The organism is Stenotrophomonas sp. Steno-Z10-BAI, from assembly GCF_056393115.1.
In genome coordinates, this window is record NZ_JBWJOZ010000003.1 from 343,913 (window position 1) to 366,738 (window position 22,826).

The window sequence follows — 22,826 nt, forward strand, 5'->3', positions numbered from 1 at the left end:
TTCAGTTGCTTGCGATAAGCTGCTGGCCATTCAAGTCGTCATTTTAAGGCTCAGATGCCCCCGATGCCCGCATTGATTCGCATCTCCAGCGTTCTGCTGCTGTCTTTGTTCACTGCCAACGCCCTGGCCGCCCCCCCGGCAGCCCCGGCGAAGGCCAAGAACAGCACGGCCGAGGCGGTCCCCCTGGCCCCGGTCATGGCGGGCGAATTCGCCCTGCAGGCAGGCAAACTGGGCGACGCCGCGCGCTGGTACCTGGAGGCGGCCGAGGCCAGTGAAGGCGATGCCGGCCTGGCCGAGCGCGCCTCCCGGATCGCCATGCTGGCCAACGATGACAAGCGCGCCGCCCGCGCGTTGGCCCTGTGGGAGCAGCGTGCGCCGCGCTCACTGGCCATGCGCAGCAGCACCGCCGCGCTGGAGATGCGCCAGAACAAGGTGAAGGCCGCCCGCACCGAACTGCAGGCGCTGCTCAAGGACCCGGACCCCACCGCCTGGAAGTTCGCGATCGGCGCCCTGATCAGCGGCGGCAGCGATCCAAAGGTCCCGGCCCAGGTGCTGGGCGAGCTGGTGGATGCCAATGCCATCCCCGACCGCCTGGAGGTCTGGCAGGAGTTCGGCCGTCTGGCCATGCGCATGGAGCAGCCCGAGCTGGCCCGGCGCATGGTCGATGAGGTGGTCAAGCGCTTCCCGGACGAGCCGCGCGTGGCCCTGCTGCACGCCAGTCAGCTCACCCAGGCCGGCAAGTCCGATGAGGCGCTGGCCCTGTTGAAGGGCGTGGAGCCCAAGACCCTGCAGGACCCCGAGCTGCGTAATGCGGTGGCGATCTCCTATGACCTGATGGGCCAGCCGGCTGCGGCCGAGCGCGTGCTGGCGGTCGGCCCGCAGGATGTGCAGACCTACGGCATGCGCGCCTCGCTGCTGGCCAAGCAGAAGGACGACCCGGGCCTGCTGGCCCTGTATACCGAGCTTTCCAGGCAGGCGACCAAGCCGGATCCGGCCCAGCGCCTGCTGCTGGGCAAGATCGCCGAGTACCTCAAGCGCTACGAGGAAGCGGTCAACTGGTATCACAGCGTGCCCGGTGGCCCGGAGCGCGATGAGTCGCGCCTGCGCGCAGCCAATGCGCAGAACGAACTGGGCCGCACCGACAAGGCGCTGGCCGAAGTCCACGCGATCCAGTCCGATGCCACCGTTGATGACGATGCCCGCCGGGATGCCTATCTGTTGGAGGCCGAGCTGCGCCAGCGCGGCAACGACGATGCTGGCGAACTGGACGCCCTGGCCCGTGGCCTGGCCGCGTATCCGGATGAGAACGCGCTGCTGTATGCCCGCGCGCTGGCCTGGGAGCGCCGCGACGACATCCCGCGCGCCGAGGCCGACCTGCGCAAGGTGCTGGTCACCGATCCGGAGAACATCGCCGCGCTCAATGCGCTGGGCTACACCTTGGCCGACCGCACGCAGCGTTATCAGGAAGCCTTGGAACTGATCGACCGCGCGCGCGTGGCCGAGCCGGACAACGCCGCCATCGTCGACAGTTACGGTTGGGTGCTGTATCGCCTGGGCCGCAACGAAGAAGCCTTGGTGCAGCTGCGCCGCGCCTGGACGCTGGCCAAGGATGCGGAAATCGCCGCGCATGTGGGCGAGGTGCTGTGGGTGTTGAACAAGAAGGACGAAGCGCGCCACTTCTTTGAAGAGGCCCGCAAGCTGGACCCGGACAACCGCGCCCTGCAGCGCGTGATCGAGAAATACGGCGTATGAATCTGCTGTCCCTGAAGGTCGCGTTTGCCGCGGCCGTGGCGTTGTCGCTTTCCGCGTGCGTGTCCCTCGATGAGCGCAAGGCCCCTTCCGCCCCGACCGTGGTCAGCACCGTCTCTCCCGCTGCGCAGCAGGCCGAGGCCGAGCGCGTCACTGCGGTACGCGCGCAGCCGGCCTGGTCGTTCCAGGGCCGGGTGGCGATCAGCAAGGGCCGCAACGGCGGCAACGGCCGCATTGACTGGCAGCAGCAGGGCCAGGGATATGTGGTGGAACTCAGCGCCCCGGTCACCCGGCAGAGCTGGAAGCTGACCGGCGACAGCCATCATGAAGGCGGCCGCCTGGAAGGTCTGGAAGGCGGCACGCGCGAGGGCGACGATGCCCAGCAGGTCCTGCTGGACGCCACCGGCTGGGATATCCCGGTCAACCAGCTGCCCGATTGGGTGCGCGGCCTGGTCGCCGATGCGGCCCCGGCCGAGCGCATCGAGCGCGACGGTGAAGGCCGCCCGCGTCGCGTGCAGCAGCTGGGCTGGGAGATCCAGTACCTGGATTGGTACCCGGCCGAGGCCGGTCGCCCGGTGCTGCCGCGCAGGATCGAAGCAGTCAATGGCGACGCCAAGGTCCGCCTGGTGGTCGACAGCTGGGTGCTGGGCGGCCCATGAGCATGCTGGAGACGGCCGACGGCGGGTCGACCTGGCCGGCCCCGGCCAAGCTGAACCTGTTCCTGCACATCACCGGGCGGCGCCCGGATGGCTACCACCAGCTCCAGACCGTGTTCCGCCTGCTGGATTGGGGCGATCGGATCCATCTGCGTGTCCGCGACGATGGCCGGATCCGCCGTGAGGGCACCTCCGTGGCCGGCGTTGCTGAGGCCGATGATCTGGCGATCCGCGCCGCGCACCTGTTGAGGGATGCAGCAAACATCGGCCAAGGTGCCGATATCGGCGTCGAAAAGCGCGTTCCGGCGGGCGGCGGCTTCGGCGGCGGTTCGTCCGATGCCGCCACCGTCCTGGTCGCGCTCAACCGCCTCTGGAACGCCGGCCTGGACGTCGACGCGCTGGCCGCGCTGGGTCTGCAGCTGGGCGCGGATGTGCCGGTCTTCGTGCGCGGGCACAACGCCTGGGCCGAGGGCGTGGGCGAACTGCTGACCCCGATCGCACTGCCGCCGGCCTGGTTTGTGCTGGTCCATCCCGGGGTTCACGTGCCGACTCCCGCACTTTTCGCATCACCGGATTTGACGCGGGATGCCCCAGTGGCGAAAATAGCGGACTTCGCTTCCGGGTCTTTGCTCGGGAATGCGTTCGAGCCGGTCCTGCGCCGCCGCGAACCTGCCGTAGAGGCAGCGCTCGCAGCGTTGAGCAGTATCGGCCGGGCACGACTCACCGGGTCGGGAAGCGGTTGTTTCGTCGAGTTCGCCACGCGCGCTGCTGCAGAGCAGGGCCTGGCGCAATTGCCGAAGGAACTGCGGGCATGGGTGGCTGCGGGCGTGGAGCGCTCGCCACTGCTTGATGTACTCGAGCGTTACTGATTTTGATGCAGGGGCGTCGCCAAGAGGCCCAAGGCACCAGGTTTTGATCCTGGCATTCGGAGGTTCGAATCCTCCCGCCCCTGCCACTAGCGGATATCTGCCGCGACTCCATGCGCATGTCTGCGCGGGCGCGGTGCATACGCCGCGGTGTTGTCACCGCAGACACCTCCGGGTGCCGGCGGCCCAGTTCTCCGCCAATCGCTCCCGCCCGAGACCGTCATGATGCAAGAACACCCCAACCTGCTGGTATTTTCCGGCAACGCCAACAAGCGCCTTGCGCAGAGCATCTGCAAGGAACTGGGGGTGCGGCCTGGCAAGGCATTGGTGTCGCGCTTCTCCGATGGTGAAGTGCAGGTCGAGATCGAAGAAAACGTCCGTAAGCAGGACGTGTTCGTGATCCAGCCGACCTGTGCGCCCAGCGCAGAGAACCTGATGGAACTGCTGGTCCTGATCGATGCGCTCAAGCGCGCTTCGGTCAACAGTGTCACCGCCGTGGTGCCGTATTTCGGCTACTCGCGCCAGGATCGCCGCATGCGTTCCTCGCGCGTGCCGATCACCGCCAAGGTGGCCGCAAAGATGTTCAGCGCTGTCGGGGCTGACCGGGTACTGACGGTGGATCTGCATGCCGATCAGATCCAGGGTTTCTTCGACATGCCGGTGGACAACGTATACGCCTCGCCGCTGCTGCTCGCCGATATCTGGCGCGCCTACGGCACGGAAAACCTGATCGTGGTGTCCCCGGACGTGGGTGGTGTGGTGCGCGCGCGCGCCGTCGCCAAGCGCCTGGACGATGCCGATCTGGCGATCATCGACAAGCGCCGCCCGCGCGCCAACGTCTCCACCGTGATGAACATCATCGGTGACGTCGAAGGCAAGACCTGCGTGATGGTCGATGACATCGTCGATACCGCCGGCACCCTGTGTGCGGCCGCTGCAGCCCTGAAGGCGCGTGGCGCCCTCAAGGTCGCCGCGTACTGCACCCACGCCGTGCTCTCGGGCCCGGCGGTGGACAACATCAACAACTCCCAGCTCGATGAGCTGGTGGTGACCGACACCATCCCGCTGCGTGAAGAGGCGCGGGTGTGCAGCAAGATCCGCCAGCTCAGCGTGGCGGAAATGCTGGCCGAGACGATGCGCCGCATCGCCTTCGGTGAGTCGGTCAGCTCGCTGTACGTGGATTGATTTTTCCGCCCACCGGCAACGGTGGGTGGTTTCCCGGGGAGATCTGGTCGCGGATCTCCCCTCATCGCCTCGCCACCATGGCGCGGCAAACAACGAAGGTAGTAAATCAGCATGGCCAAGAATCATGAAATCAAGGTCGTCCAGCGCGAACTGCAAGGCAAGGGTGCGAGCCGCCGCCTGCGTGGCGCTGGCCAGATCCCGGCGATCATCTACGGCGGCGACGTCGAGCCGAGCGTCATCCAGCTCAACCACAACGAAATCTGGCTGGCCCAGCAGAACGAGTGGTTCTACTCGTCCATCCTGGACCTGAACCTGGATGGCAAGGTCACCAAGGTGCTGCTGCGTGACATGCAGCGCCACCCGTTCAAGCAGCTGATCCTGCATCTGGATTTCCTGCGCGTGAACGAGAACGAAGCGCTGACCGCCAACGTCCCGCTGCACTTCATCAACGAAGACACCTCGCCGGCTGGCAAGGCTGCCGACGTCGTGGTCACCCACGAACTGAAGGAAGTGAGCATCACCTGCCTGCCGAAGGACCTGCCGGAATCGATCGACGTCGACCTGGCCGATCTGAAGGCTGGTGACGTGATCTACCTGTCGGACATCAAGCTGCCGAAGGGCGTCGAGATCCCGGCGCTGGCCCAGGGCAAGGACCATGACGATGCGATCGTCACCGCCAAGCTCGGCAAGGAAGAAGCTGCCGACGAAGCGCCGGCTGCAGAGTAAGTGATTGCGGCGCCTGTCCTTCGGGGCAGGCGCCGTTTCTGTATGTACCGGCACAGGGCGGGTACCGACGAAAGAAGAGTAATGACAGGATTGCGATTGATCGTTGGTCTGGGCAACCCCGGACCCGAGCACGCCCAGACCCGGCACAATGCCGGGTTTCGTTTCATTGACGCCCTGGTCGAACAGGCCGGTGCGCGCTGGAGCGTGGACAGCAAGTTGTTCGGCGAGACCGCCAAGGTCGACATCGCCGGCCAGCCGGTGTGGCTGCTCAAGCCCGCCACTTTCATGAACCTCAGTGGCAAATCGGTCACCGCGGCGCAGCGCTTCTGGAAGATCGAACCGGAAGAGACGCTGCTGGCGCACGACGAGCTGGACCTGCCGCCCGGCGTGGCACGGCTCAAGTTCGACGGTGGCCACGGCGGCCAGAACGGCCTGCGCGACACCATCCGCCTGCTCGGCCATGGCCGGTTCCACCGCCTGCGCATCGGCATTGGCCATCCCGGCCACAAGGACCGCGTGGTCCCGTGGGTGCTGGGGCGTGCCAGCAAGGACGATGATGTGCTGATCGGTCATGCCTTCAACGATGCGATCGACGTCCTGCCGCTGGCAGTGAAGGGCGATTTCAGCGAAGCGATGAAGCGGCTGCACACCCCGAAGTAACGTGACCGGTGACTGACGTTACCGGTAGGTACCGACCGCTGGTCGGTACGGAAAATGATTGGAAAAGCAGCGCCGAACGTCGCTGCTTCCCCAATCACTTTCACCCCAGAGGTTGTCAAAGATGGGTATCAAATGCGGCATCGTCGGTCTGCCCAACGTCGGCAAATCGACCCTGTTCAATGCGCTGACCAAGGCGGGCATCGCGGCGGCCAACTTCCCGTTCTGCACGATCGAACCGAACGTCGGCATCGTGCCGGTGCCGGATCCGCGCCTGAACGAGCTGGCTGCCATCATCAACCCGCAGAAGGTCATCCCGACCGCGGTGGAGTTCGTCGACATTGCCGGCCTCGTCGCCGGCGCGGCCAGTGGTGAAGGCCTGGGCAACAAGTTCCTGGCCCACATCCGCGAAGTGGATGCGATCACCCACGTGGTGCGCTGCTTCGAGAATGCCGACGTCATCCACGTCAACAACAAGGTCGACCCGCTCTCGGATATCGACACCATCGATACCGAGCTGGCCCTGGCCGACCTGGACAGCGTCGAGAAGGCGCTTAACCGCGCCGAGCGCGCTGCCAAGGGGGGCGACAAGGAAGCCGCGGCCCGCAAGCCGGTGCTGGCCAAGCTGCAGGCGGCGCTGGCCGACGGCAAGGCGGGTCGTACCGCCGGCCTGGACGAGGAAGAGAAGGCGCTGGTCCGTGACCTGTTCCTGCTGACCCTCAAGCCGGTGATGTACATCGCCAACGTGCTGGAAGACGGTTTCGAGAACAACCCGCATCTGGATGCCGTGCGCGCCCGTGCCGCCGAAGAGGGTGCGCAGGTGGTGCCGGTCTCGGCTGCGATCGAAGAAGAGCTGTCCCAGCTCGACGACGAAGACCGCGATACCTTCCTGGCCGACCTGGGCCTGTCCGAGCCGGGCTTGAACCGCGTGATCTACGCCGCGTACCAGCTGCTGGGCCTGCAGACCTACTTCACCGCAGGCGTGAAGGAAGTCCGTGCATGGACCGTGCGCAAGGGCGCCACCGCCCCGCAGGCCGCCGCCGTGATCCACACCGACTTCGAGAAGGGCTTCATCCGCGCCGAAACCATCGCGTATGACGACTTCATCAAGTACAAGGGCGAGGCCGGTGCCAAGGAAGCGGGTCGTCTGCGCCTGGAAGGCAAGGAATACCGCGTCCAGGAAGGCGACATCCTGCACTTCCGCTTCAACGTCTGATTCCATCGCACGTTGATGCCCGCAACGCCCCGCCCTGAGCGGGGCGTTTGCGTTCGGGGGGGAGCGCATTCCACACCAGAATGGGTTGGATAAAAAATGACCAGGCACCGAAACCCTTGCCTGGTATGCCTCTTCCTCACTTGTCCACAACAAACTCCCACGCCTCTCCACGCACCATGTGGAAAACCCGCGTGCGGTAGTGCCGGCCGCTGGCCGGCAACCCATCTGACCCGCCCCGCAGGCGATGTGGACAATTTCTGACCACCGCTGAAAACCGTTGCAGTGCGTCGCTCACACAGGGTTGTCCACAGCAAACCCCCATCGCTTTCCACGGTGTGTGTGGAAAACCGCGATGGGGGTTTGGACAAAAAACAGCCACGTCCTGAAAGCATTGCGCTGCATGGCTTGCATGCACTTGTCCACACCAAACCCCCATGGCTTTCCACCACGCATGTGGAAAACAAAGACAGCGCACCCGGCAACGGGTGACGCAGGCCAGCGGCCGCAGAACAAAAAAAAGACGGAGGCACTGCCTCCGTCTTTGATCCCCTGACCAGCGGAAGCGGCGCTTACAGCGCCGTACCGCCAAACTTGTGGGTGTACTGGAGATTGAGCGTCCGGCCCACGGTGTCGAACCAGGAGACGTCGTAGGACGGATACGGCGTGTACGTCGCGTCCTTCGGCGGCATCTTGTTGCCCACGTTCACCACCGACAGCGACAGGCGCGAATGGTCATCGAAGCGGTACTGCAGCGACACGTTGTAGCGGTACGTCGCCGCGATCCACGGGCTGTCACCGCTGTCCGGATCAAAGCTCTGGTCGTAGCTGTCGTAGGTGGGCAGTTTGCCCAGCCGTGAGCCGTACAACGTGGCCGACCACGCCGCGCTCTCCCACGTCACACTCGCACTGGTCTTGGTGCGCGGAATGTCGAAACCGCTGTTGATCGCGAACTGGTCCTCGACCACATCGCCTTCAAACTGTTGGAAATCGTGCGTCTTCACCCAGGTGTGGTTGCCGCTGAGGATGAAATCGCCGATCCCGGTGCTCAGGCGGTAGCGCAGGCCCACATCAATGCCGCGGGTCGTTTCGCGCGCGATGTTGATCGGGCTCACGTGCACACCATACAGGCGGCCATCACTGGTGCGGGTAATCCGGCTGATCGCATCCACGCAGGTCGGCGAGGCCGCATCGGCGCCGCCCAGGCGGCAGGCCGCCTCGTCGCGCAGGATGGTGCTCACATCCATGTCCTGCACCTGGTCGCGCATGTCGATATCGAACCAGTCCACCGACAGGTCCAGCCCCGCTGCCGGCGACCACACAAAGCCAGCGCTCCACGAGGTGCTGGTTTCCGGGTCCAGCTTGCGATTGCCTTCGCGCGTGCGGATCAGGTTCTCCTCGTAATCCGAGCAGTCATCACCACCGTCCACCGCGCAGGCGTAGTAGTCGTTGGCACTGGTTTCATCATTGCCCGGGCCGGCATACACGTAGTGCAGGTCTGGCGCGCGGAAGGCGGTGCCGTAGGAGCCACGCACCAGCAGGGTCTCGATCGGGCGCCATTCCAGACCACCGCTCCAGGTCGCCTTGCCGATCGTGTTGCCGGAGTAGCGGTACTGGTCGAAGCGCCCGGCCACGCTGACGCTGAACGTGTCATGCAGCGGCAGGCGCAGCTCGGCCGCGGTCGCCCAGCGGTTGCGGCTGCCGTGGCCGTCCGAATCCTTCCAGCTGTAGTAGTAGTACTGCGTCGCCAGCGGGTCCGGATTCAGTGCATAGGCCTGATTGCCGAACTCGGCGGTCGCCGCGAAGCCGGCCTTGCCGCCCGGCAGCTCGAACAGCTCGCCGTTGGTCAGGGTCAGCGCGGCGGTATCGGTACGCGACTTCGGGGTATAGGTGGTGCGTGCGGCGATCGAATCGTACTCGCTGCGGCTCAGCGGCCGGTACAGGCGCGCCGGGTCGGCGTTGAACACCGGGAACACGTTGTCGTCGTCATCGGTGTACTCGCCCAGCTGCTCGCCAAGGAACAGCGCATTGGCCTTGGCGGCGATGATCTGCGGCCAGCGGATGCTGGATTGATACTGCGAATGGCTCAGCGAAGCCTCGTATTCCCAGTCCGCACCGAGGGCGCCCTTGAAGCCGGTGGTCACGCTGAAGGTCTTCTGGGTGCTGCGCACCATGCCGTTGTTGAGTCCGCCCATTTCCTCGGGGGAGAACTGGCGTTGCCAGAACTCCACCTGGTCGGTGGCCTGGTTGTAGAAGTAGCCGTCTTCATTGCCGTCGGCGGCCATGCGGCCCCACTGGGTGACATCGCGCATCAGCGCCAGGTCGTGGTAACCCATCTGCACATCGGCGAACCATTCTGCGCCGTTGTCGAAGGCGTAGCGCAGCGCGGCATAGCCGTTGGCACCGCGGCGCTTGCTCAGGATCGTGCCGTAGCCGATCGAGCGGTCGCTGCCGCAGTAGAAGCCATACCGCGCACGCTCGGCGTACTGGGTGCTGCCGTTGTTCTGGCCGGCCAGCGCATCGCAGGTTGCCTGGCCCGGGTCCAGGTAGTCGTCGTTGTAGTCGGTGCGCAGGTAGGCGCGACGCAAGGCGCGGGCGCTCTCGGTCGGTGCATCCAGGGTGGAATCCTGCTGGCTGCGCTCATACGCCCACAGTGGGGTCTGGGACTGCAGTTCCAGGCTGTAGACCGCGCTGAAGCGGCCGGCGTCGAAGCCACTGGCGATGCTCATGTCAAAGGACTCACCGCCGCCTTCGCTGGTGGTGCCCATGCGCATGTCGACCGTGGTGCCATCGACCTGCTTCTTCAGGATGAAGTTGACCACGCCGGCAATGGCGTCCGAGCCGTAGATCGCCGAGGCGCTGCCGGTCAGCACTTCGATGCGCTCGATCATCCCGATCGGGATGTTGGAGACGTCGGTGAAGTTGCTGCGGCCCTGGAAGGGCATCGGGAAATCGGCGATGCGGCGGCCGTTGACCAGCACCAGGGTGTGGTTGGGGCCCAGGCCGCGCAGGTCGACCTGCTGCGCACCGGGCGAGAAGTCCGCGCCGCTGGAGGACTGCTGGCTCTGGGTCTCCCCCCCGTTCTGGGTCATCGAGCGCAGCACGTCCGGCACGCTGGTGAAGCCGCTGGCCTGGATCTGCTCGGCAGTGATGACGGTGACCGGGGCTGGCCCCTCCACCTGCGCGCGCGGAATGCGCGAGCCGGTGACCTGCACCGTATCCAGTTGCTGCACCCCGGGGGCGGGCGTCTGGGCACCCGCAGTTGCGGCCACACCCATCAACGCCAGCTGGATCGACCACGCCATCGCCTGTTTACGCATGAGAATTCTCGAGAAGAAAGTGTCGGCCTCGAGGGAGGCCTGTCCCCCATTCACATTTCGCGAATGGACGGCGCGCATTTAACGCCTTTTTTACGGGGTTGACCACTGCCAATTTCTCTGGCAAAGAGTGAAAGCGCTTACACGCCCTTTTTATTCAGGGAGGTCAACGTGCACAAGGGTTTCCGGCCGATCCATTCCCTCCTGTGGCTGCTGCTCGCCGCGCTCCCGCTCCCCCTCCATGCCCAGGATTCGCGCAGTCTGCAGGACCAGGGCTATCGCTATTACGAGGTGGGCGCCCTGGATGCACCGCGCGCCACCCATACCGAGCCGGCGATGATGCTGATGGGCGGTGGCGAATGGGTGCCGGCCGCTTTCCAGTGGTGGCTGGCGCGTGCCGGCCATGGCCGGGTGGTGATCCTGCGCGCCTCCGGTGCCGATGAGCTGCAGAACCGGCTCTACCGGGAGATCGGTGGGGCGGCCTCGGTACAGACCCTGGTGTTCAGCAGCCGGCGCGCGGCCGACGACCCGGCGGTGCTGGGGGTGATCGCCGCCGCCGATGCGATCTTCATCGCCGGCGGCGACCAGTCGCGCTATATCCGTTTCTGGAAGGGCACGGCGGTGAACGCGGCGCTCAATGCGCACGTCCGCGCCGGGCGGCCGATCGCCGGGACCAGTGCCGGGTTGGCCATCCTGGGGGGCTACAGCTACGGCGCCCTGGATGGCGGCAGCGTGACGTCCCGGCGCGCCCTGCGCGATCCCATGGGCCGGGCGGTGACGCTGGACAGCGATTTCCTGGCCATGCCGTACCTGGCCAACGTGATCACCGATACCCATTTCGGCAAGCGCGACCGGCTCGGCCGCCTGATCGTCTTCGTGGCCCGTGCCGCCCAGCGCAGCGGGCAGCAGGGCATGGTCGGCCTCGGCGTGGATGAAGACACCGCGCTGTGCGTGGAGGCCGACGGCACCGGCCGGGTGTTCAGCCGCGATGGCGGCTATGCGTGGCTGGTGATGCCGCAGCACACCGCCGATCGCCTGCGCGGTGGTAAACCGCTGGATTTTCTCGCCATCCCGGTGACCGGTGTAGGCGAGGGCAGTCGCCTGCACCTGGATGGCTTCCGGGTGGACGACGCGGCGTTCGAGATGACGGCGGATATCCGGGAGGGGCGCCTGCAGCTGCGCCGGTAGATCCACGCCATGCGTGGATGCTGTGGCGTGCGTTTCGAGGTCATGGCCACGCGCGTGGATGGCCCGACGCGCGTGCCATGATGAGGCCTCGTCCCTTGAGAGTGCCTGCCCATGTCGCGTTCTGCTGTGGTGATGTTGTCGCTGTGCCTGTCGCTCCCGCTGGCGGCCACCGCTGCCGAGCCGGTGCTGGTCATCCATGGGGGCGCGGGGGTGGAGCGCGGGGATCTGTCGCCCGCCGAGGAGAAGGCCGCACGCGCGGCCCTGCAGCAGGCGCTGCTCAAAGGGCATGCCGCGCTGGCGGCCGGCAAGCCGGCGCTGGAGGCGGTCACTGCGGCGATCACCGTGCTCGAGGATGATCCCACCTTCAATGCAGGCAAGGGCGCGGTGTTCACCCACGATGGCCGCAACGAACTGGATGCCTCGCTGATGGACGGCGCCACGCTCAAGGCTGGCGCGGTGGCCGGTGTGCAGCGCGTGCGCAACCCGATCCTGCTCGCCGAGGCGGTGATGCAGCACTCTGCGCACGTAATGATGGTGGGGCAGGGCGCGGAGGCCTTCGCCAGCACCCAGGGAATTCCCTTGGTGGATCCGTCGTATTTCCGCACGGACAAGCGCTGGCAGCAGCTGCAGAAGGCGCTGAAGGAAGAGGCCAGCGGCCAGGCCCATGCGGATCTGGAAACGGCGCGCCACTTTGGCACCGTCGGGGCGGTCGCGCTGGACAAGGACGGCAAGCTCGCCGCCGGCACCTCCACCGGGGGGATGACCAACAAGCGCTATGGCCGTGTGGGCGACTCACCGATCATCGGCGCGGGCACCTATGCCGATGCAGGATGCGCGGTATCGGGGACGGGCTGGGGCGAGTACTACATCCGCACTGCAGCCGCGCACGATATCTGTGCGCGCATGCAGTACCTCAAGCAGGGCCCGGTGGACGCGGGGCGTGCGGTGATCAACGAGCGCATTCCCGCCCTCGGTGGCGATGGCGGCGCGATCGTGCTCGCCGCCGACGGTCGCGCGGCGACGCCGTTCAACACCCAGGGCATGTATCGCGGCTGGATCGGTGCCGATGGCGTGCCGCATGTGGCGATCTTCGCCAGCGAAACACTGCCGTTGCCGGGCCAATAGCCCGTCCCGACAAGGCAATTGGACAATCATGTGAAAAAATTCAAAAAGGTTGTTGACAGAACCCCCGTTTATCCCCAAAATTCACGGCTCTTCCACCCCACACCGAAAACGCTTCGGCGCCACGGGACAGGGTGGTAAGGAGGGATACCCAAGCGGCCAACGGGGGCAGACTGTAAATCTGCTGGCTTACGCCTTCGGTGGTTCGAATCCACCTCCCTCCACCAGTTTCATGTTGTGGCAAGAGCTTCCGATGCGGGAGTAGTTCAATGGTAGAACCTCAGCCTTCCAAGCTGATGGTGCGGGTTCGATCCCCGTCTCCCGCTCCATTGAATGAGTTTGAATATATTCAAATTCGTGCCATAATACAAAACTCGCTCACGTAGCTCAGTCGGTAGAGCACCTCCTTGGTAAGGAGGAGGTCGAAGGTTCGATTCCTTTCGTGAGCACCATCTAAGTGCTACCAATTCAGACGATTTCGAGATAAGCAGCCATGGCCAAGGGTAAGTTCGAGCGCACCAAGCCGCACGTCAATGTCGGCACCATCGGTCACGTTGACCACGGCAAGACCACGCTGACCGCCGCACTGACCAAGATCGGTGCCGAGCGCTTTGGCGGTGAGTTCAAGGACTACTCGTCGATCGACGCCGCGCCGGAAGAAAAGGCACGTGGCATCACGATCTCGACCGCACACGTCGAATACGAATCCACCGAACGTCATTACGCCCACGTCGATTGCCCGGGCCATGCTGACTACGTCAAGAACATGATCACCGGTGCTGCCCAGATGGACGGCGCGATCCTGGTCTGTTCGGCTGCTGACGGCCCGATGCCGCAGACCCGTGAGCACATCCTGCTCTCGCGTCAGGTCGGCGTGCCGTACATCGTCGTCTTCCTGAACAAGGCAGACATGGTCGATGACGCCGAGCTGCTGGAACTGGTCGAGATGGAAGTCCGCGAGCTGCTGAGCAAGTACGACTTCCCGGGCGATGACACCCCGATCATCTCGGGTTCGGCCCGCCTGGCGCTGGAAGGCGACCAGAGCGAGATCGGCGTGCCGGCCGTGATCAAGCTGGTCGAAGCTCTCGACAGCTGGATCCCGACCCCGGAACGCGACATCGACAAGCCCTTCCTGATGCCGGTCGAAGACGTGTTCTCGATCTCGGGCCGCGGCACCGTCGTGACCGGTCGTATCGAGCGCGGCGTGATCAAGGTCGGCGAAGAAATCGAAATCGTCGGTATCCGTCCGGTCCAGAAGACCACCGTCACCGGCGTGGAAATGTTCCGCAAGCTGCTCGACCAGGGTCAGGCAGGCGACAACGCCGGTCTGCTGCTGCGCGGCACCAAGCGTGACGACGTCGAGCGTGGCCAGGTCCTGGCCAAGCCGGGTTCGATCAAGCCGCACACCACCTTCGACGCCGAAGTGTACGTGCTGTCCAAGGACGAAGGTGGCCGTCACACCCCGTTCTTCAAGGGCTACCGTCCGCAGTTCTACTTCCGTACCACCGACATCACCGGCGCTTGCGAACTGCCGGAAGGTGTGGAAATGGTGATGCCGGGCGACAACGTGAAGATGGTTGTCACCCTGATCAACCCGGTCGCCATGGATGAAGGCCTGCGCTTCGCGATTCGCGAAGGCGGCCGTACCGTCGGCGCCGGCGTGGTCTCCAAGATCATCGCGTAATACTGCAATACCGGCGGTCGCATAGCGCTGCTGCCGGTCTCGCGAGTGGCGGGCCGGGAACCTCGGTCCGCCTTCGCCGTCTTAGGGAAGGCAAGTTTTTTCAGTACGCCAGTAGCTCAATTGGCAGAGCAGCGGTCTCCAAAACCGCAGGTTGGGGGTTCGAGTCCCTCCTGGCGTGCCACTTCTCCCTTCCAGCGGCTATGCCGCCACAGCAGCCAGAGCCGGATGAACAGCAAGATCGAGCATTCCAAAGACAACGCCTCCACTGGAGGTGACATCGTCAAGTACGCCGTCGCAGCGATCCTGGTGCTGGCGGGTCTTTTTGCTTGGTATTGGTTCGGTGCTCCTGAGCATGCCTCCCAGAGTGCATGGGCCGGTCCGCTTCGCGGTCTGGCCGTTGTCGTTGGCCTGGTGGCCGGCCTCGGCGTGTTCCTGCTGACCGGCAAGGGTCGCGACACGCGGGAATTCCTTTCCGAATCGCGTTTCGAACTGCGCAAGGTGGTCTGGCCGACGCGCCAGGAAGCCATTCGCATGACCTGGGTGGTGATCGTTGTGGTGATCATCCTCAGCCTGCTGCTGGGCGGATTTGACTTCGTGATTCAGAAATTGACCCAGTGGTTCCTGGGTCGATAAGGAGAAACCAGTGAAGCGTTGGTACGTCGTTCACGCCTATTCGGGCTTCGAAAAGTCGGTTGCGCAGGCTCTGCGCGATCGCATCGTGCGTGACGAGATGCAGGAGCGCTTCGGTGACGTCCTGGTCCCGACCGAGGAAGTGGTTGAAATGCGCGCCGGCCAGAAGCGCCGTTCCGAGCGCAAGTTCTTCCCGGGTTACGTGCTGGTCCAGATCGAGACCCACGAAGAAAACGGTATCCCGCGCATCGACAACGAAAGCTGGCACCTGGTCAAGGACACCTCCAAGGTGATGGGCTTTATCGGCGGCACCGCCGATCGTCCGTTGCCGATCCGTGATGAAGAGGCTGCCGCCATCCTGGACCGCGTTCAGGAAGGTGTGGAAAAGCCCCGTCCGAAGGTGTTGTTCGAGCCGGGCCAGATGGTCCGTGTCACCGAAGGTCCGTTCAACGACTTCAATGGTGTGGTCGAGGAAGTCAACTACGAGAAGAGCCGTCTGCGCGTCTCGGTGCTGATCTTCGGTCGCGCCACCCCGGTCGAGCTCGAATTCGGCCAGGTCGAAAAGGCCGTCTGAGCCTGAGGCAGCAGGGTTCCGGGCGGCCGCCCGGAACCTGAACAGCCTGCGCCCGTCAGCCTTGAGGCAAGGGCGGAAAAAACCTGATATAGTGCGCGGCTTCCTGCCAGGAAGCTGGCAAAAAGCAAGGGCCGCCGCGAGGTGGCCTTCTGCGTGAATTCAAAACGCGATGCCGGGACGCGTGATTCCCGGTCCGATGGGGAGCCTGTTGTCGTAAGGCGCTAGCACCCGGAGAGCATACTCATGGCAAAGAAAGTTGTCGGTTATATCAAGCTGCAGGTGAAGGCCGGTCAGGCCAACCCCTCGCCGCCGGTCGGTCCTGCGCTGGGTCAGCGTGGCCTGAACATCATGGAATTCTGCAAGGCCTTCAATGCCGCCACGCAGAAGCTGGAGCCGGGTCTGCCGGTGCCGGTCATCATCACGGCCTACTCGGACCGTACCTTCACCTTCATCACCAAGAGCACCCCGGCTGCCGTGCTGCTCAAGAAGGCTGCAGGCATCTCCTCGGGCTCCAAGCGCCCGAACACCGAGAAGGTGGGCAAGGTGACCCGCAAGCAGCTCGAAGAGATCGCCAAGACCAAGGAAGCAGACCTGACGGCTGCTGATCTGGATGCCGCGGTGCGCACCATCGCCGGTTCTGCCCGTTCCATGGGCCTCGTGGTAGAGGGTTAAGAAGATGGCACAGACCAAGCGTGAGAAGGCCATCAAGGCCGCCGTCGTCCCGGGCAAGGCATACGCCTTCGAGGACGCCATCAAGATCCTGAAGACCGCTACCAAGGCCAAGTTCGTCGAGTCCTTCGACGTTGCTGTGCGCCTGGGCGTGGACGCCAAGAAGTCCGACCAGCAGGTGCGCGGTTCCACCGTGCTGCCGTCCGGTACCGGCAAGAGCGTGCGCGTTGCCGTCTTCGCACCGGCCGGTGCCAAGGCTGACGAAGCCCTGGCCGCTGGCGCCGAAGCCGTGGGCATGGACGACCTGGCCGAGAAGATGCAGGCCGGCGATCTGAACTATGACGTCGTCATCGCGACCCCGGACGCCATGCGCGTCGTGGGTAAGCTGGGCACCGTGCTCGGCCCGCGCGGCCTGATGCCGAACCCGAAGGTCGGCACCGTGTCGGCCAACCCGGGCGAAGCCGTCAAGAATGCCAAGTCGGGTCAGGTGCGTTACCGCACTGACAAGGCCGGCATCATCCATTGCACCATCGGCAAGGCCGACTTCGCCGAAGACGCGCTGAAGTTGAACCTGCAGGCGCTGCTGATGGATCTGGTCAAGGCCAAGCCGGCCACCTCGAAGGGCACCTACCTGCAGAAGGTCTCGGTCAGCTCGACGATGGGCCCGGGCGTGACCATCGACCAGTCCTCGCTGTCGCTGAAGTAATCGTTTCAAGCGGGTACCGGGCCCAGGTCCGGTACCCGCGATATTTGAAGGCAATCCGAGTGGGGCTCGCCCTGCAGAGATAGCCGTCAAAGACCGCAGGCGCGGTCAGTACATACCGGCGACGGGCAAGGATGCTCGCATTGGCAGGGAGTCGCCGCCGGCGCAGTACCGAACGCTTAATCGATTCCCCCGGGAATCACCCTGCGTAGATGGTGCCCTTCTGGAGTTTTTCTGGTTTACGCACGTCTGGGTTCTCCCAGGTTGGCCATCCAGGTCTAGAACGGCCCACCCTTGGAACATCACCTGATGTTCCCGGCGTCCAGGACGGATGCCGCCCAGGACCGCACACGGCAGGAGCCGTAAGCGGAGTTCAATTGGAGGAGTGCAATGGCTCTCAATCTGTCCCAGAAGCAAGAAGTAGTCGCCGAGCTGGCAGACGTCGCCGCCAAGGCCCACTCCTTGATCGCAGCCGAATACGCTGGCACCACGGTCTCCCAGATGACCGCGATGCGCAAGCAGGCACGCGAAACCGGCGTTTTCTTGAAAGTTGTCAAGAACACGCTGGCGGCACGTGCAGTGGAAGGTACCGAATACGAATGCGCCAAAGACGCACTCGTCGGTCCGCTGCTGTACGCGTTCTCGCTCGAGGAGCCCGGCGCAGCCGGTCGCCTGATCAAGGATTTTGCCAAGACCAACGACAAGCTGCAGGCAAAGGTCGTGGCCATCGGCGGGGAACTGTTCCCGGCTGGCCATGTCGACGTGCTGGCCTCGCTGCCGACCCGTGATCAGGCCCTGGCCATGCTGGCCCGCGTCCTGGCCGAGCCGGCCACGATGTTCGCCCGTGCCGTCAAGGCCGTGGCCGACAAGCAGGGTGGCGGTGAAACCGCTGACGCTGCCGAGCCGGTCGCCGAAACCGCCTGAGTCGACGTTTCCGTGGTTCCGAACGGAACCTCAACCCAGAAAATTATCCAAAGGTAATCAAAATGTCCCTTACCAACGAACAGATCGTCGACGCCATCGCCGAGAAGTCCCTGATGGAAGTGATGGAGCTGGTCAAGGCCATCGAAGAGAAGTTCGGCGTCTCCGCCGCTGCTCCGGTCGCCGCAGCTGCTGCTGCTGGCCCGGCTGCCGCTGTTGAAGAGCAGACCGAATTCGACGTCATCCTGAAGTCGGCCGGCGACAAGAAGGTCGAAGTCATCAAGGCTGTCCGCGCCATCACCGGCCTGGGCCTGAAGGAAGCGAAGGATCTGGCAGAAGCCGGCGGCATGATCAAGGAAGCCGCTTCGAAGGACGACGCTGCCAAGTTCAAGAAGGACCTGGAAGCTGCTGGCGCGACTGTCGAAGTCAAGTAAGCAGTTCCTTGCCTCGCCATCGAAACACGGCGATGCAGCCAAGGCTGGGGGCGTAAGCCCCCGGCCTTTGGTCGTTTCACGCAACACCCGAAATACGAGCCCAACACGGGCTGCGGTCATCCCCCGTCACAGCGGCGCCCAGGCGCGCGGGCAGGGGAGTGGATGCAGACGAGTTGGCAGTTGGAAGTAGCGGGAGAAGGCGTGCTGGTGCCGGCAATACCAGCGACTTCCAACTGACAATTTCAGTTTCCCCTCGGGTCGTGGACGCACGATCCGCACAGCCAAGGTGATACCTCATGACGTCTTATTCGTTCACCGAAAAGAAGCGTATCCGCAAGGATTTCGGCAAGCAGCGCTCGATCCTCGAAGTGCCGTTCCTGCTTGCCATCCAGGTCGATTCCTACCGTGAATTCCTGCAGGAAAACGTCGATCCGGCCAAGCGCACGGACCACGGCCTGCATGCCGCCCTGAAGTCGGTGTTCCCGATTTCCAGCTACAGCGGCAACGCTGCCCTGGAATACGTCGGCTACAAGCTCGGCGATCCGGTGTTCGACGAGCGCGAGTGCCGCCAGCGTGGCATGAGCTACGGCGCGCCGCTGCGCGTGACCGTGCGCCTGGTGATCTACGACCGTGAGTCGTCGACCAAGGCCATCAAGTACGTGAAGGAGCAGGAGGTCTACCTCGGCGAAATCCCGCTGATGACCGACAACGGCACCTTCATCGTGAACGGTACCGAGCGCGTGATCGTCTCGCAGCTGCACCGTTCGCCGGGTGTGTTCTTCGACCACGACCGTGGCAAGACCCACAGCTCGGGCAAGCTGCTGTACAGCGCCCGCATCATCCCGTACCGCGGCTCCTGGCTGGACTTCGAGTTCGACCCGAAGGATGCCCTGTTCACCCGTATCGATCGTCGCCGCAAACTGCCGGTCTCGATCCTGCTGCGTGCGCTGGGTTACAGCAACGAAGAGATGCTGGCCGAGTTCTTCGAGATCAACACGTTCCACATCAACCCCGATGAAGGCGTGCAGCTCGAACTGGTGGCCGAGCGTCTGCGCGGCGAGACCCTGAACTTCGACCTGGCCGACGGTGACAAGGTCATCGTGGAAGCCGGCAAACGCATCACCGCGCGTCACGTCAAGCAGCTGGAAGCCTCGGGCATCGCCGCCCTGGCCGTGCCGGACGATTACATCGTCGGCCGCATCCTGTCGCACGACGTGGTCGATGCCAACACCGGTGAACTGCTGGCCCAGGCCAACGACGAAATCACCGACGAGCAGCTGCAGGCCTTCCGCAAGGCCGGTGTGGATGCCGTGGGCACCCTGTGGGTGAACGATCTGGACCGTGGCCCGTACCTGTCCAACACCCTGCGCATCGATCCGACCAAGACCCAGCTGGAAGCCCTGGTCGAGATCTACCGCATGATGCGTCCGGGCGAGCCGCCGACCAAGGATGCCGCGCAGAACCTGTTCCACAACCTGTTCTTCACCTTCGAGCGCTACGACCTGTCCACGGTCGGCCGCATGAAGTTCAACCGCCGTGTCGGCCGCAAGGCTGTCACCGGCGAAGCCGTGCTGTACGACCGCAAGTACTTCGGTGAGCGCAACGACGAAGAGTCCAAGCGCCTGGTCGCCGAGCACGCCGACACCTCCGACATCCTGGAAGTGATCAAGGTCCTGACCGAGATCCGCAACGGTCGTGGCGTGGTCGATGACATCGATCACCTGGGCAACCGTCGCGTGCGTTCGGTCGGTGAAATGGCCGAGAACGTGTTCCGCGTGGGCCTGGTCCGCGTCGAGCGCGCGGTCAAGGAACGCCTGTCGATGGCCGAATCCGAAGGCCTGACCCCGCAGGAGCTGATCAACGCCAAGCCGGTCGCCGCGGCCATCAAGGAGTTCTTCGGCTCCTCGCAGCTGTCCCAGTTCATGGATCAGAACAACCCGCTGTCGGAAGTGACGCACAAGCGTCGCGTCTCGGCCCTGGGCCCGGGCGGTCTGACCCGCGAACGCGCCGGCTTCGAAGTGCGCGACGTGCACCCGACCCATTACGGCCGCGTCTGCACCATCGAAACGCCGGAAGGCCCGAACATCGGTCTGATCAACTCGCTGGCTGTGTACGCCCGCACCAACCAGTACGGCTTCCTCGAGACTCCGTACCGCAAGGTTGCTGACGGCAAGGTCTCCGACGAGATCGAATTCCTGTCGGCCATCGAAGAAAACGAGTACGTCATCGCCCAGGCCAACGCCCTGACCGATGCCAAGAGCATGCTCACCGAGCAGTTCGTGCCGTGCCGCTTCCAGGGTGAGTCGCTGCTCAAGCCGCCGGCAGAAGTCCACTTCATGGACGTCTCGCCGATGCAGACCGTGTCGATCGCTGCCGCGCTCGTCCCGTTCCTGGAGCACGATGACGCCAACCGTGCACTGATGGGCGCCAACATGCAGCGTCAGGCCGTGCCGACCCTGCGTGCCCAGAAGCCGCTGGTGGGTACCGGTATCGAACGCGCCGTGGCCCGTGACTCCGGTGTGACCGTGAACGCCCGTCGTGGCGGCGAGATCGTGCAGATCGACGCCGGCCGCATCGTGGTCAAGGTCAACGAAGTGGAGATCACCGACGCGACCGACGCCGGCGTGGATATCTACAACCTGATCAAGTACACCCGTTCCAACCAGAACACCTGCATCAACCAGCGTCCGCTGGTGGAAGTGGGCAACGTGGTGGCGCGTGGCGACGTGCTGGCTGATGGTCCGTCCACCGACATCGGTGAACTGGCCCTGGGCCAGAACATGCTGATCGCCTTCATGCCGTGGAACGGCTACAACTTCGAAGACTCCATCCTGCTTTCCGAGCGTGTGGTGGAAGAGGATCGTTACACCACGATCCACATCGAAGAGCTGACCTGCGTTGCGCGTGACACCAAGCTGGGGCCGGAGGAAATCTCCGCCGACATCCCGAACGTCTCCGAGCAGGCCCTGAACCGCCTGGACGAGAGCGGCGTGGTGTACATCGGTGCCGAAGTGCGCGCCGGCGACATCATGGTCGGCAAGGTCACCCCGAAGGGCGAAAGCCAGCTGACCCCGGAAGAGAAGCTGCTGCGCGCGATCTTCGGCGAGAAGGCCTCGGACGTGAAGGACAGCTCGCTGCGCGTGCCGCCGGGCATGGACGGCACCGTCATCGACGTGCAGGTCTTCACCCGCGACGGTATCGAGAAGGACAAGCGCGCCCGTCAGATCGAAGAGTCTGAAATCAAGCGCGTCAAGAAGGACTTCGACGACCAGTTCCGCATCCTGGAAGGCGCCATCTACGCCCGTCTGCGTTCGCAGATCGTGGGCAAGGTGGTCAACGGCGGTGCCAACCTGAAGAAGGGCGACACCGTTACCGACGCCTACCTGGACGGCCTGAAGAAGGCCGACTGGTTCGTGCTGCGCATGAAGGATGAGGACGCCTCCGAAGCCATCGAACGCGCCCAGAAGCAGATCCAGGCGCACGAGAAGGAATTCGAGCGTCGCTTCGCCGACAAGCGCGGCAAGATCACCGCGGGCGACGATCTGGCCCCGGGCGTGCTGAAGATGGTCAAGGTCTTCCTGGCCGTGAAGCGTCGCATCCAGCCGGGTGACAAGATGGCAGGCCGCCACGGCAACAAGGGTGTGGTCTCCAACGTGGTGCCGGTCGAAGACATGCCGTACATGGCCTCGGGCGAAACCGTGGACATCGTGCTGAACCCGCTGGGCGTGCCGTCGCGTATGAACATCGGCCAGATTCTGGAAGTGCATCTGGGTTGGGCCGCCAAGGGCCTGGGTCGCAAGATCCAGGGCATGCTGGAAGCCCAGGCTGCGATCAACGACCTGCGCAAGTTCCTGGACGACGTGTACAACCACGACAAGACCCAGCACGCCAACCACGTCGATCTGACCCAGTTCAGCGACGAGGAGCTGCTGCGCCTGGCCGCCAACCTGACCGACGGCGTGCCGATGGCAACGCCGGTGTTCGACGGTGCCACCGAAGCCGAGATCAAGCACATGCTTGCCCTGGCCGACCTGCCGCTGAGCGGCCAGACCCAGCTGTATGACGGCCGCACCGGTGAGGCATTCGATCGCCACACCACCGTGGGCTACATGCACTACCTGAAGCTGAACCACCTGGTCGACGACAAGATGCACGCCCGTTCGACCGGCCCGTACTCGCTCGTTACCCAGCAGCCGCTGGGCGGCAAGGCGCAGTTCGGTGGCCAGCGCTTCGGTGAAATGGAAGTCTGGGCGCTGGAAGCCTACGGCGCGGCCTACACCCTGCAGGAAATGCTGACGGTGAAGTCCGATGACGTGCAGGGCCGCAACCAGATGTACAAGAACATCGTCGACGGTGAGCACGAGATGGTCGCGGGCATGCCGGAATCCTTCAACGTGCTCGTGAAGGAAATCCGCTCGCTGGCCATCAACATGGAACTGGACGGCAACTGATCGCGCAGGCGCGGCTGCCCCGGCAGCCGCGCCGCCACATCTGAACCGACAGCCCCATCGACAAGATTTCCTCCTTTCGGA

General features: G+C 64.4%; 18 protein-coding genes and 5 tRNA genes. 22 read left to right on the forward strand and 1 reads right to left on the reverse strand.

All coding sequences use genetic code 11. The features are described from left to right. Nucleotides 1-63: 63 nt before the first annotated feature. The 8 genes from AC06E9_RS10395 to ychF all read left to right on the forward strand — a co-directional run bounded on the left by AC06E9_RS10395 (nt 64) and on the right by ychF (nt 7,055). On the forward strand, nt 64-1,752 hold the full coding sequence (locus tag AC06E9_RS10395) for a tetratricopeptide repeat protein (protein WP_461770602.1): 1,689 nt from the start codon (nt 64-66) through the stop codon (nt 1,750-1,752). Further along, nucleotides 1,749-2,408: a lipoprotein insertase outer membrane protein LolB gene (gene lolB, locus AC06E9_RS10400; RefSeq protein WP_282263260.1), complete on the forward strand. Its 660-nt coding sequence runs from the start codon at nt 1,749-1,751 to the stop codon at nt 2,406-2,408. Before AC06E9_RS10395 ends, lolB begins: the two co-directional genes overlap by 4 nt. Beyond that, nucleotides 2,405-3,274 (forward strand): 4-(cytidine 5'-diphospho)-2-C-methyl-D-erythritol kinase, encoded by an 870-nt coding sequence (ispE, locus tag AC06E9_RS10405; protein ID WP_478056018.1) that lies wholly within the window; start codon nt 2,405-2,407, stop codon nt 3,272-3,274. The genes lolB and ispE overlap by 4 nt, the downstream gene beginning before the upstream one ends. 9 nt (nt 3,275-3,283) lie before the next feature. Next, nucleotides 3,284-3,360 (forward strand) — tRNA-Gln (locus AC06E9_RS10410). 136 nt (nt 3,361-3,496) lie between these two features. Further along, nucleotides 3,497-4,456: a ribose-phosphate diphosphokinase gene (locus AC06E9_RS10415; RefSeq protein WP_026070235.1), complete on the forward strand. Its 960-nt coding sequence runs from the start codon at nt 3,497-3,499 to the stop codon at nt 4,454-4,456. Between the two features lie 111 nt (nt 4,457-4,567). Then, nucleotides 4,568-5,182: a 50S ribosomal protein L25/general stress protein Ctc gene (locus AC06E9_RS10420; protein ID WP_102789571.1), complete on the forward strand. Its 615-nt coding sequence runs from the start codon at nt 4,568-4,570 to the stop codon at nt 5,180-5,182. 81 nt (nt 5,183-5,263) lie between these two features. Beyond that, nucleotides 5,264-5,842, forward strand: coding sequence for an aminoacyl-tRNA hydrolase (pth, locus tag AC06E9_RS10425; protein WP_478056019.1), 579 nt, complete (start codon nt 5,264-5,266; stop codon nt 5,840-5,842). A 121-nt stretch (nt 5,843-5,963) separates the two neighbouring features. After that, nucleotides 5,964-7,055, forward strand: coding sequence for a redox-regulated ATPase YchF (gene ychF / locus AC06E9_RS10430; RefSeq protein ID WP_088434937.1), 1,092 nt, complete (start codon nt 5,964-5,966; stop codon nt 7,053-7,055). 569 nt (nt 7,056-7,624) lie between these two features. Here ychF and AC06E9_RS10435 read toward each other — a convergent pair. Then, nucleotides 7,625-10,372 (reverse strand): TonB-dependent receptor plug domain-containing protein, encoded by a 2,748-nt coding sequence (locus AC06E9_RS10435; protein WP_478056020.1) that lies wholly within the window; start codon nt 10,370-10,372, stop codon nt 7,625-7,627. Between the two features lie 168 nt (nt 10,373-10,540). Between AC06E9_RS10435 and AC06E9_RS10440 the strand changes: the two genes are divergently transcribed. The 14 genes from AC06E9_RS10440 (at nt 10,541) to rpoB (ending at nt 22,745) form a co-directional block, all read left to right on the forward strand. Next, entirely contained in the window at nt 10,541-11,557 is a 1,017-nt protein-coding gene (locus AC06E9_RS10440; protein ID WP_478056021.1) for a cyanophycinase, read from the forward strand. Nucleotides 11,558-11,668: 111 nt separating this feature from the next. Then, on the forward strand, nt 11,669-12,682 hold the full coding sequence (locus AC06E9_RS10445; protein WP_183073842.1) for an isoaspartyl peptidase/L-asparaginase family protein: 1,014 nt from the start codon (nt 11,669-11,671) through the stop codon (nt 12,680-12,682). Nucleotides 12,683-12,820: 138 nt separating this feature from the next. Further along, nucleotides 12,821-12,906: transfer RNA gene (locus tag AC06E9_RS10450), tRNA-Tyr, on the forward strand. A 28-nt stretch (nt 12,907-12,934) separates the two neighbouring features. Continuing rightward, nucleotides 12,935-13,008 (forward strand) — tRNA-Gly (locus AC06E9_RS10455). Nucleotides 13,009-13,055: 47 nt separating this feature from the next. After that, nucleotides 13,056-13,131, forward strand: a tRNA-Thr gene (locus AC06E9_RS10460). A gap of 41 nt (nt 13,132-13,172) precedes the next feature. After that, complete coding sequence (gene tuf / locus AC06E9_RS10465; protein ID WP_152153932.1) at nt 13,173-14,363, forward strand: elongation factor Tu; 1,191 nt, start codon at nt 13,173-13,175, stop codon at nt 14,361-14,363. Between the two features lie 105 nt (nt 14,364-14,468). Further along, a tRNA-Trp gene (locus tag AC06E9_RS10470) sits at nt 14,469-14,544 on the forward strand. Nucleotides 14,545-14,588: 44 nt separating this feature from the next. Next, nucleotides 14,589-14,996, forward strand: coding sequence for a preprotein translocase subunit SecE (gene secE, locus AC06E9_RS10475; RefSeq protein WP_121044666.1), 408 nt, complete (start codon nt 14,589-14,591; stop codon nt 14,994-14,996). Between the two features lie 10 nt (nt 14,997-15,006). Further along, complete coding sequence (nusG, locus tag AC06E9_RS10480) at nt 15,007-15,567, forward strand: transcription termination/antitermination protein NusG (RefSeq protein ID WP_019186115.1); 561 nt, start codon at nt 15,007-15,009, stop codon at nt 15,565-15,567. A gap of 243 nt (nt 15,568-15,810) precedes the next feature. Beyond that, nucleotides 15,811-16,239, forward strand: a complete 429-nt coding sequence (rplK, locus tag AC06E9_RS10485) for a 50S ribosomal protein L11 (protein WP_019186116.1) — start codon at nt 15,811-15,813, stop codon at nt 16,237-16,239. 4 nt (nt 16,240-16,243) lie between these two features. Further along, nucleotides 16,244-16,942 (forward strand): 50S ribosomal protein L1, encoded by a 699-nt coding sequence (rplA, locus tag AC06E9_RS10490; protein WP_121044663.1) that lies wholly within the window; start codon nt 16,244-16,246, stop codon nt 16,940-16,942. A gap of 387 nt (nt 16,943-17,329) precedes the next feature. Further along, nucleotides 17,330-17,863, forward strand: a complete 534-nt coding sequence (gene rplJ, locus AC06E9_RS10495; protein ID WP_121044660.1) for a 50S ribosomal protein L10 — start codon at nt 17,330-17,332, stop codon at nt 17,861-17,863. Nucleotides 17,864-17,925: 62 nt separating this feature from the next. Continuing rightward, nucleotides 17,926-18,294, forward strand: coding sequence for a 50S ribosomal protein L7/L12 (gene rplL, locus AC06E9_RS10500; RefSeq protein ID WP_019186119.1), 369 nt, complete (start codon nt 17,926-17,928; stop codon nt 18,292-18,294). Nucleotides 18,295-18,590: 296 nt separating this feature from the next. After that, entirely contained in the window at nt 18,591-22,745 is a 4,155-nt protein-coding gene (rpoB, locus tag AC06E9_RS10505) for a DNA-directed RNA polymerase subunit beta (RefSeq protein WP_121044657.1), read from the forward strand. Nucleotides 22,746-22,826: the final 81 nt, after the last annotated feature.

Coding starts and splice junctions, on each gene's coding strand:
- AC06E9_RS10395 (WP_461770602.1), top strand. CDS start 64: ATGCCCGCATTGATTCGCATCTCCAGCGTTCTGCTGCTGTCTTTGTTC.
- lolB (WP_282263260.1), top strand. CDS start 1,749: ATGAATCTGCTGTCCCTGAAGGTCGCGTTTGCCGCGGCCGTGGCGTTG.
- ispE (WP_478056018.1), top strand. CDS start 2,405: ATGAGCATGCTGGAGACGGCCGACGGCGGGTCGACCTGGCCGGCCCCG.
- AC06E9_RS10415 (WP_026070235.1), top strand. CDS start 3,497: ATGCAAGAACACCCCAACCTGCTGGTATTTTCCGGCAACGCCAACAAG.
- AC06E9_RS10420 (WP_102789571.1), top strand. CDS start 4,568: ATGGCCAAGAATCATGAAATCAAGGTCGTCCAGCGCGAACTGCAAGGC.
- pth (WP_478056019.1), top strand. CDS start 5,264: ATGACAGGATTGCGATTGATCGTTGGTCTGGGCAACCCCGGACCCGAG.
- ychF (WP_088434937.1), top strand. CDS start 5,964: ATGGGTATCAAATGCGGCATCGTCGGTCTGCCCAACGTCGGCAAATCG.
- AC06E9_RS10435 (WP_478056020.1), bottom strand. CDS start 10,372: ATGCGTAAACAGGCGATGGCGTGGTCGATCCAGCTGGCGTTGATGGGT.
- AC06E9_RS10445 (WP_183073842.1), top strand. CDS start 11,669: ATGTCGCGTTCTGCTGTGGTGATGTTGTCGCTGTGCCTGTCGCTCCCG.
- tuf (WP_152153932.1), top strand. CDS start 13,173: ATGGCCAAGGGTAAGTTCGAGCGCACCAAGCCGCACGTCAATGTCGGC.
- secE (WP_121044666.1), top strand. CDS start 14,589: ATGAACAGCAAGATCGAGCATTCCAAAGACAACGCCTCCACTGGAGGT.
- rplK (WP_019186116.1), top strand. CDS start 15,811: ATGGCAAAGAAAGTTGTCGGTTATATCAAGCTGCAGGTGAAGGCCGGT.
- rplA (WP_121044663.1), top strand. CDS start 16,244: ATGGCACAGACCAAGCGTGAGAAGGCCATCAAGGCCGCCGTCGTCCCG.
- rplJ (WP_121044660.1), top strand. CDS start 17,330: ATGGCTCTCAATCTGTCCCAGAAGCAAGAAGTAGTCGCCGAGCTGGCA.
- rplL (WP_019186119.1), top strand. CDS start 17,926: ATGTCCCTTACCAACGAACAGATCGTCGACGCCATCGCCGAGAAGTCC.
- rpoB (WP_121044657.1), top strand. CDS start 18,591: ATGACGTCTTATTCGTTCACCGAAAAGAAGCGTATCCGCAAGGATTTC.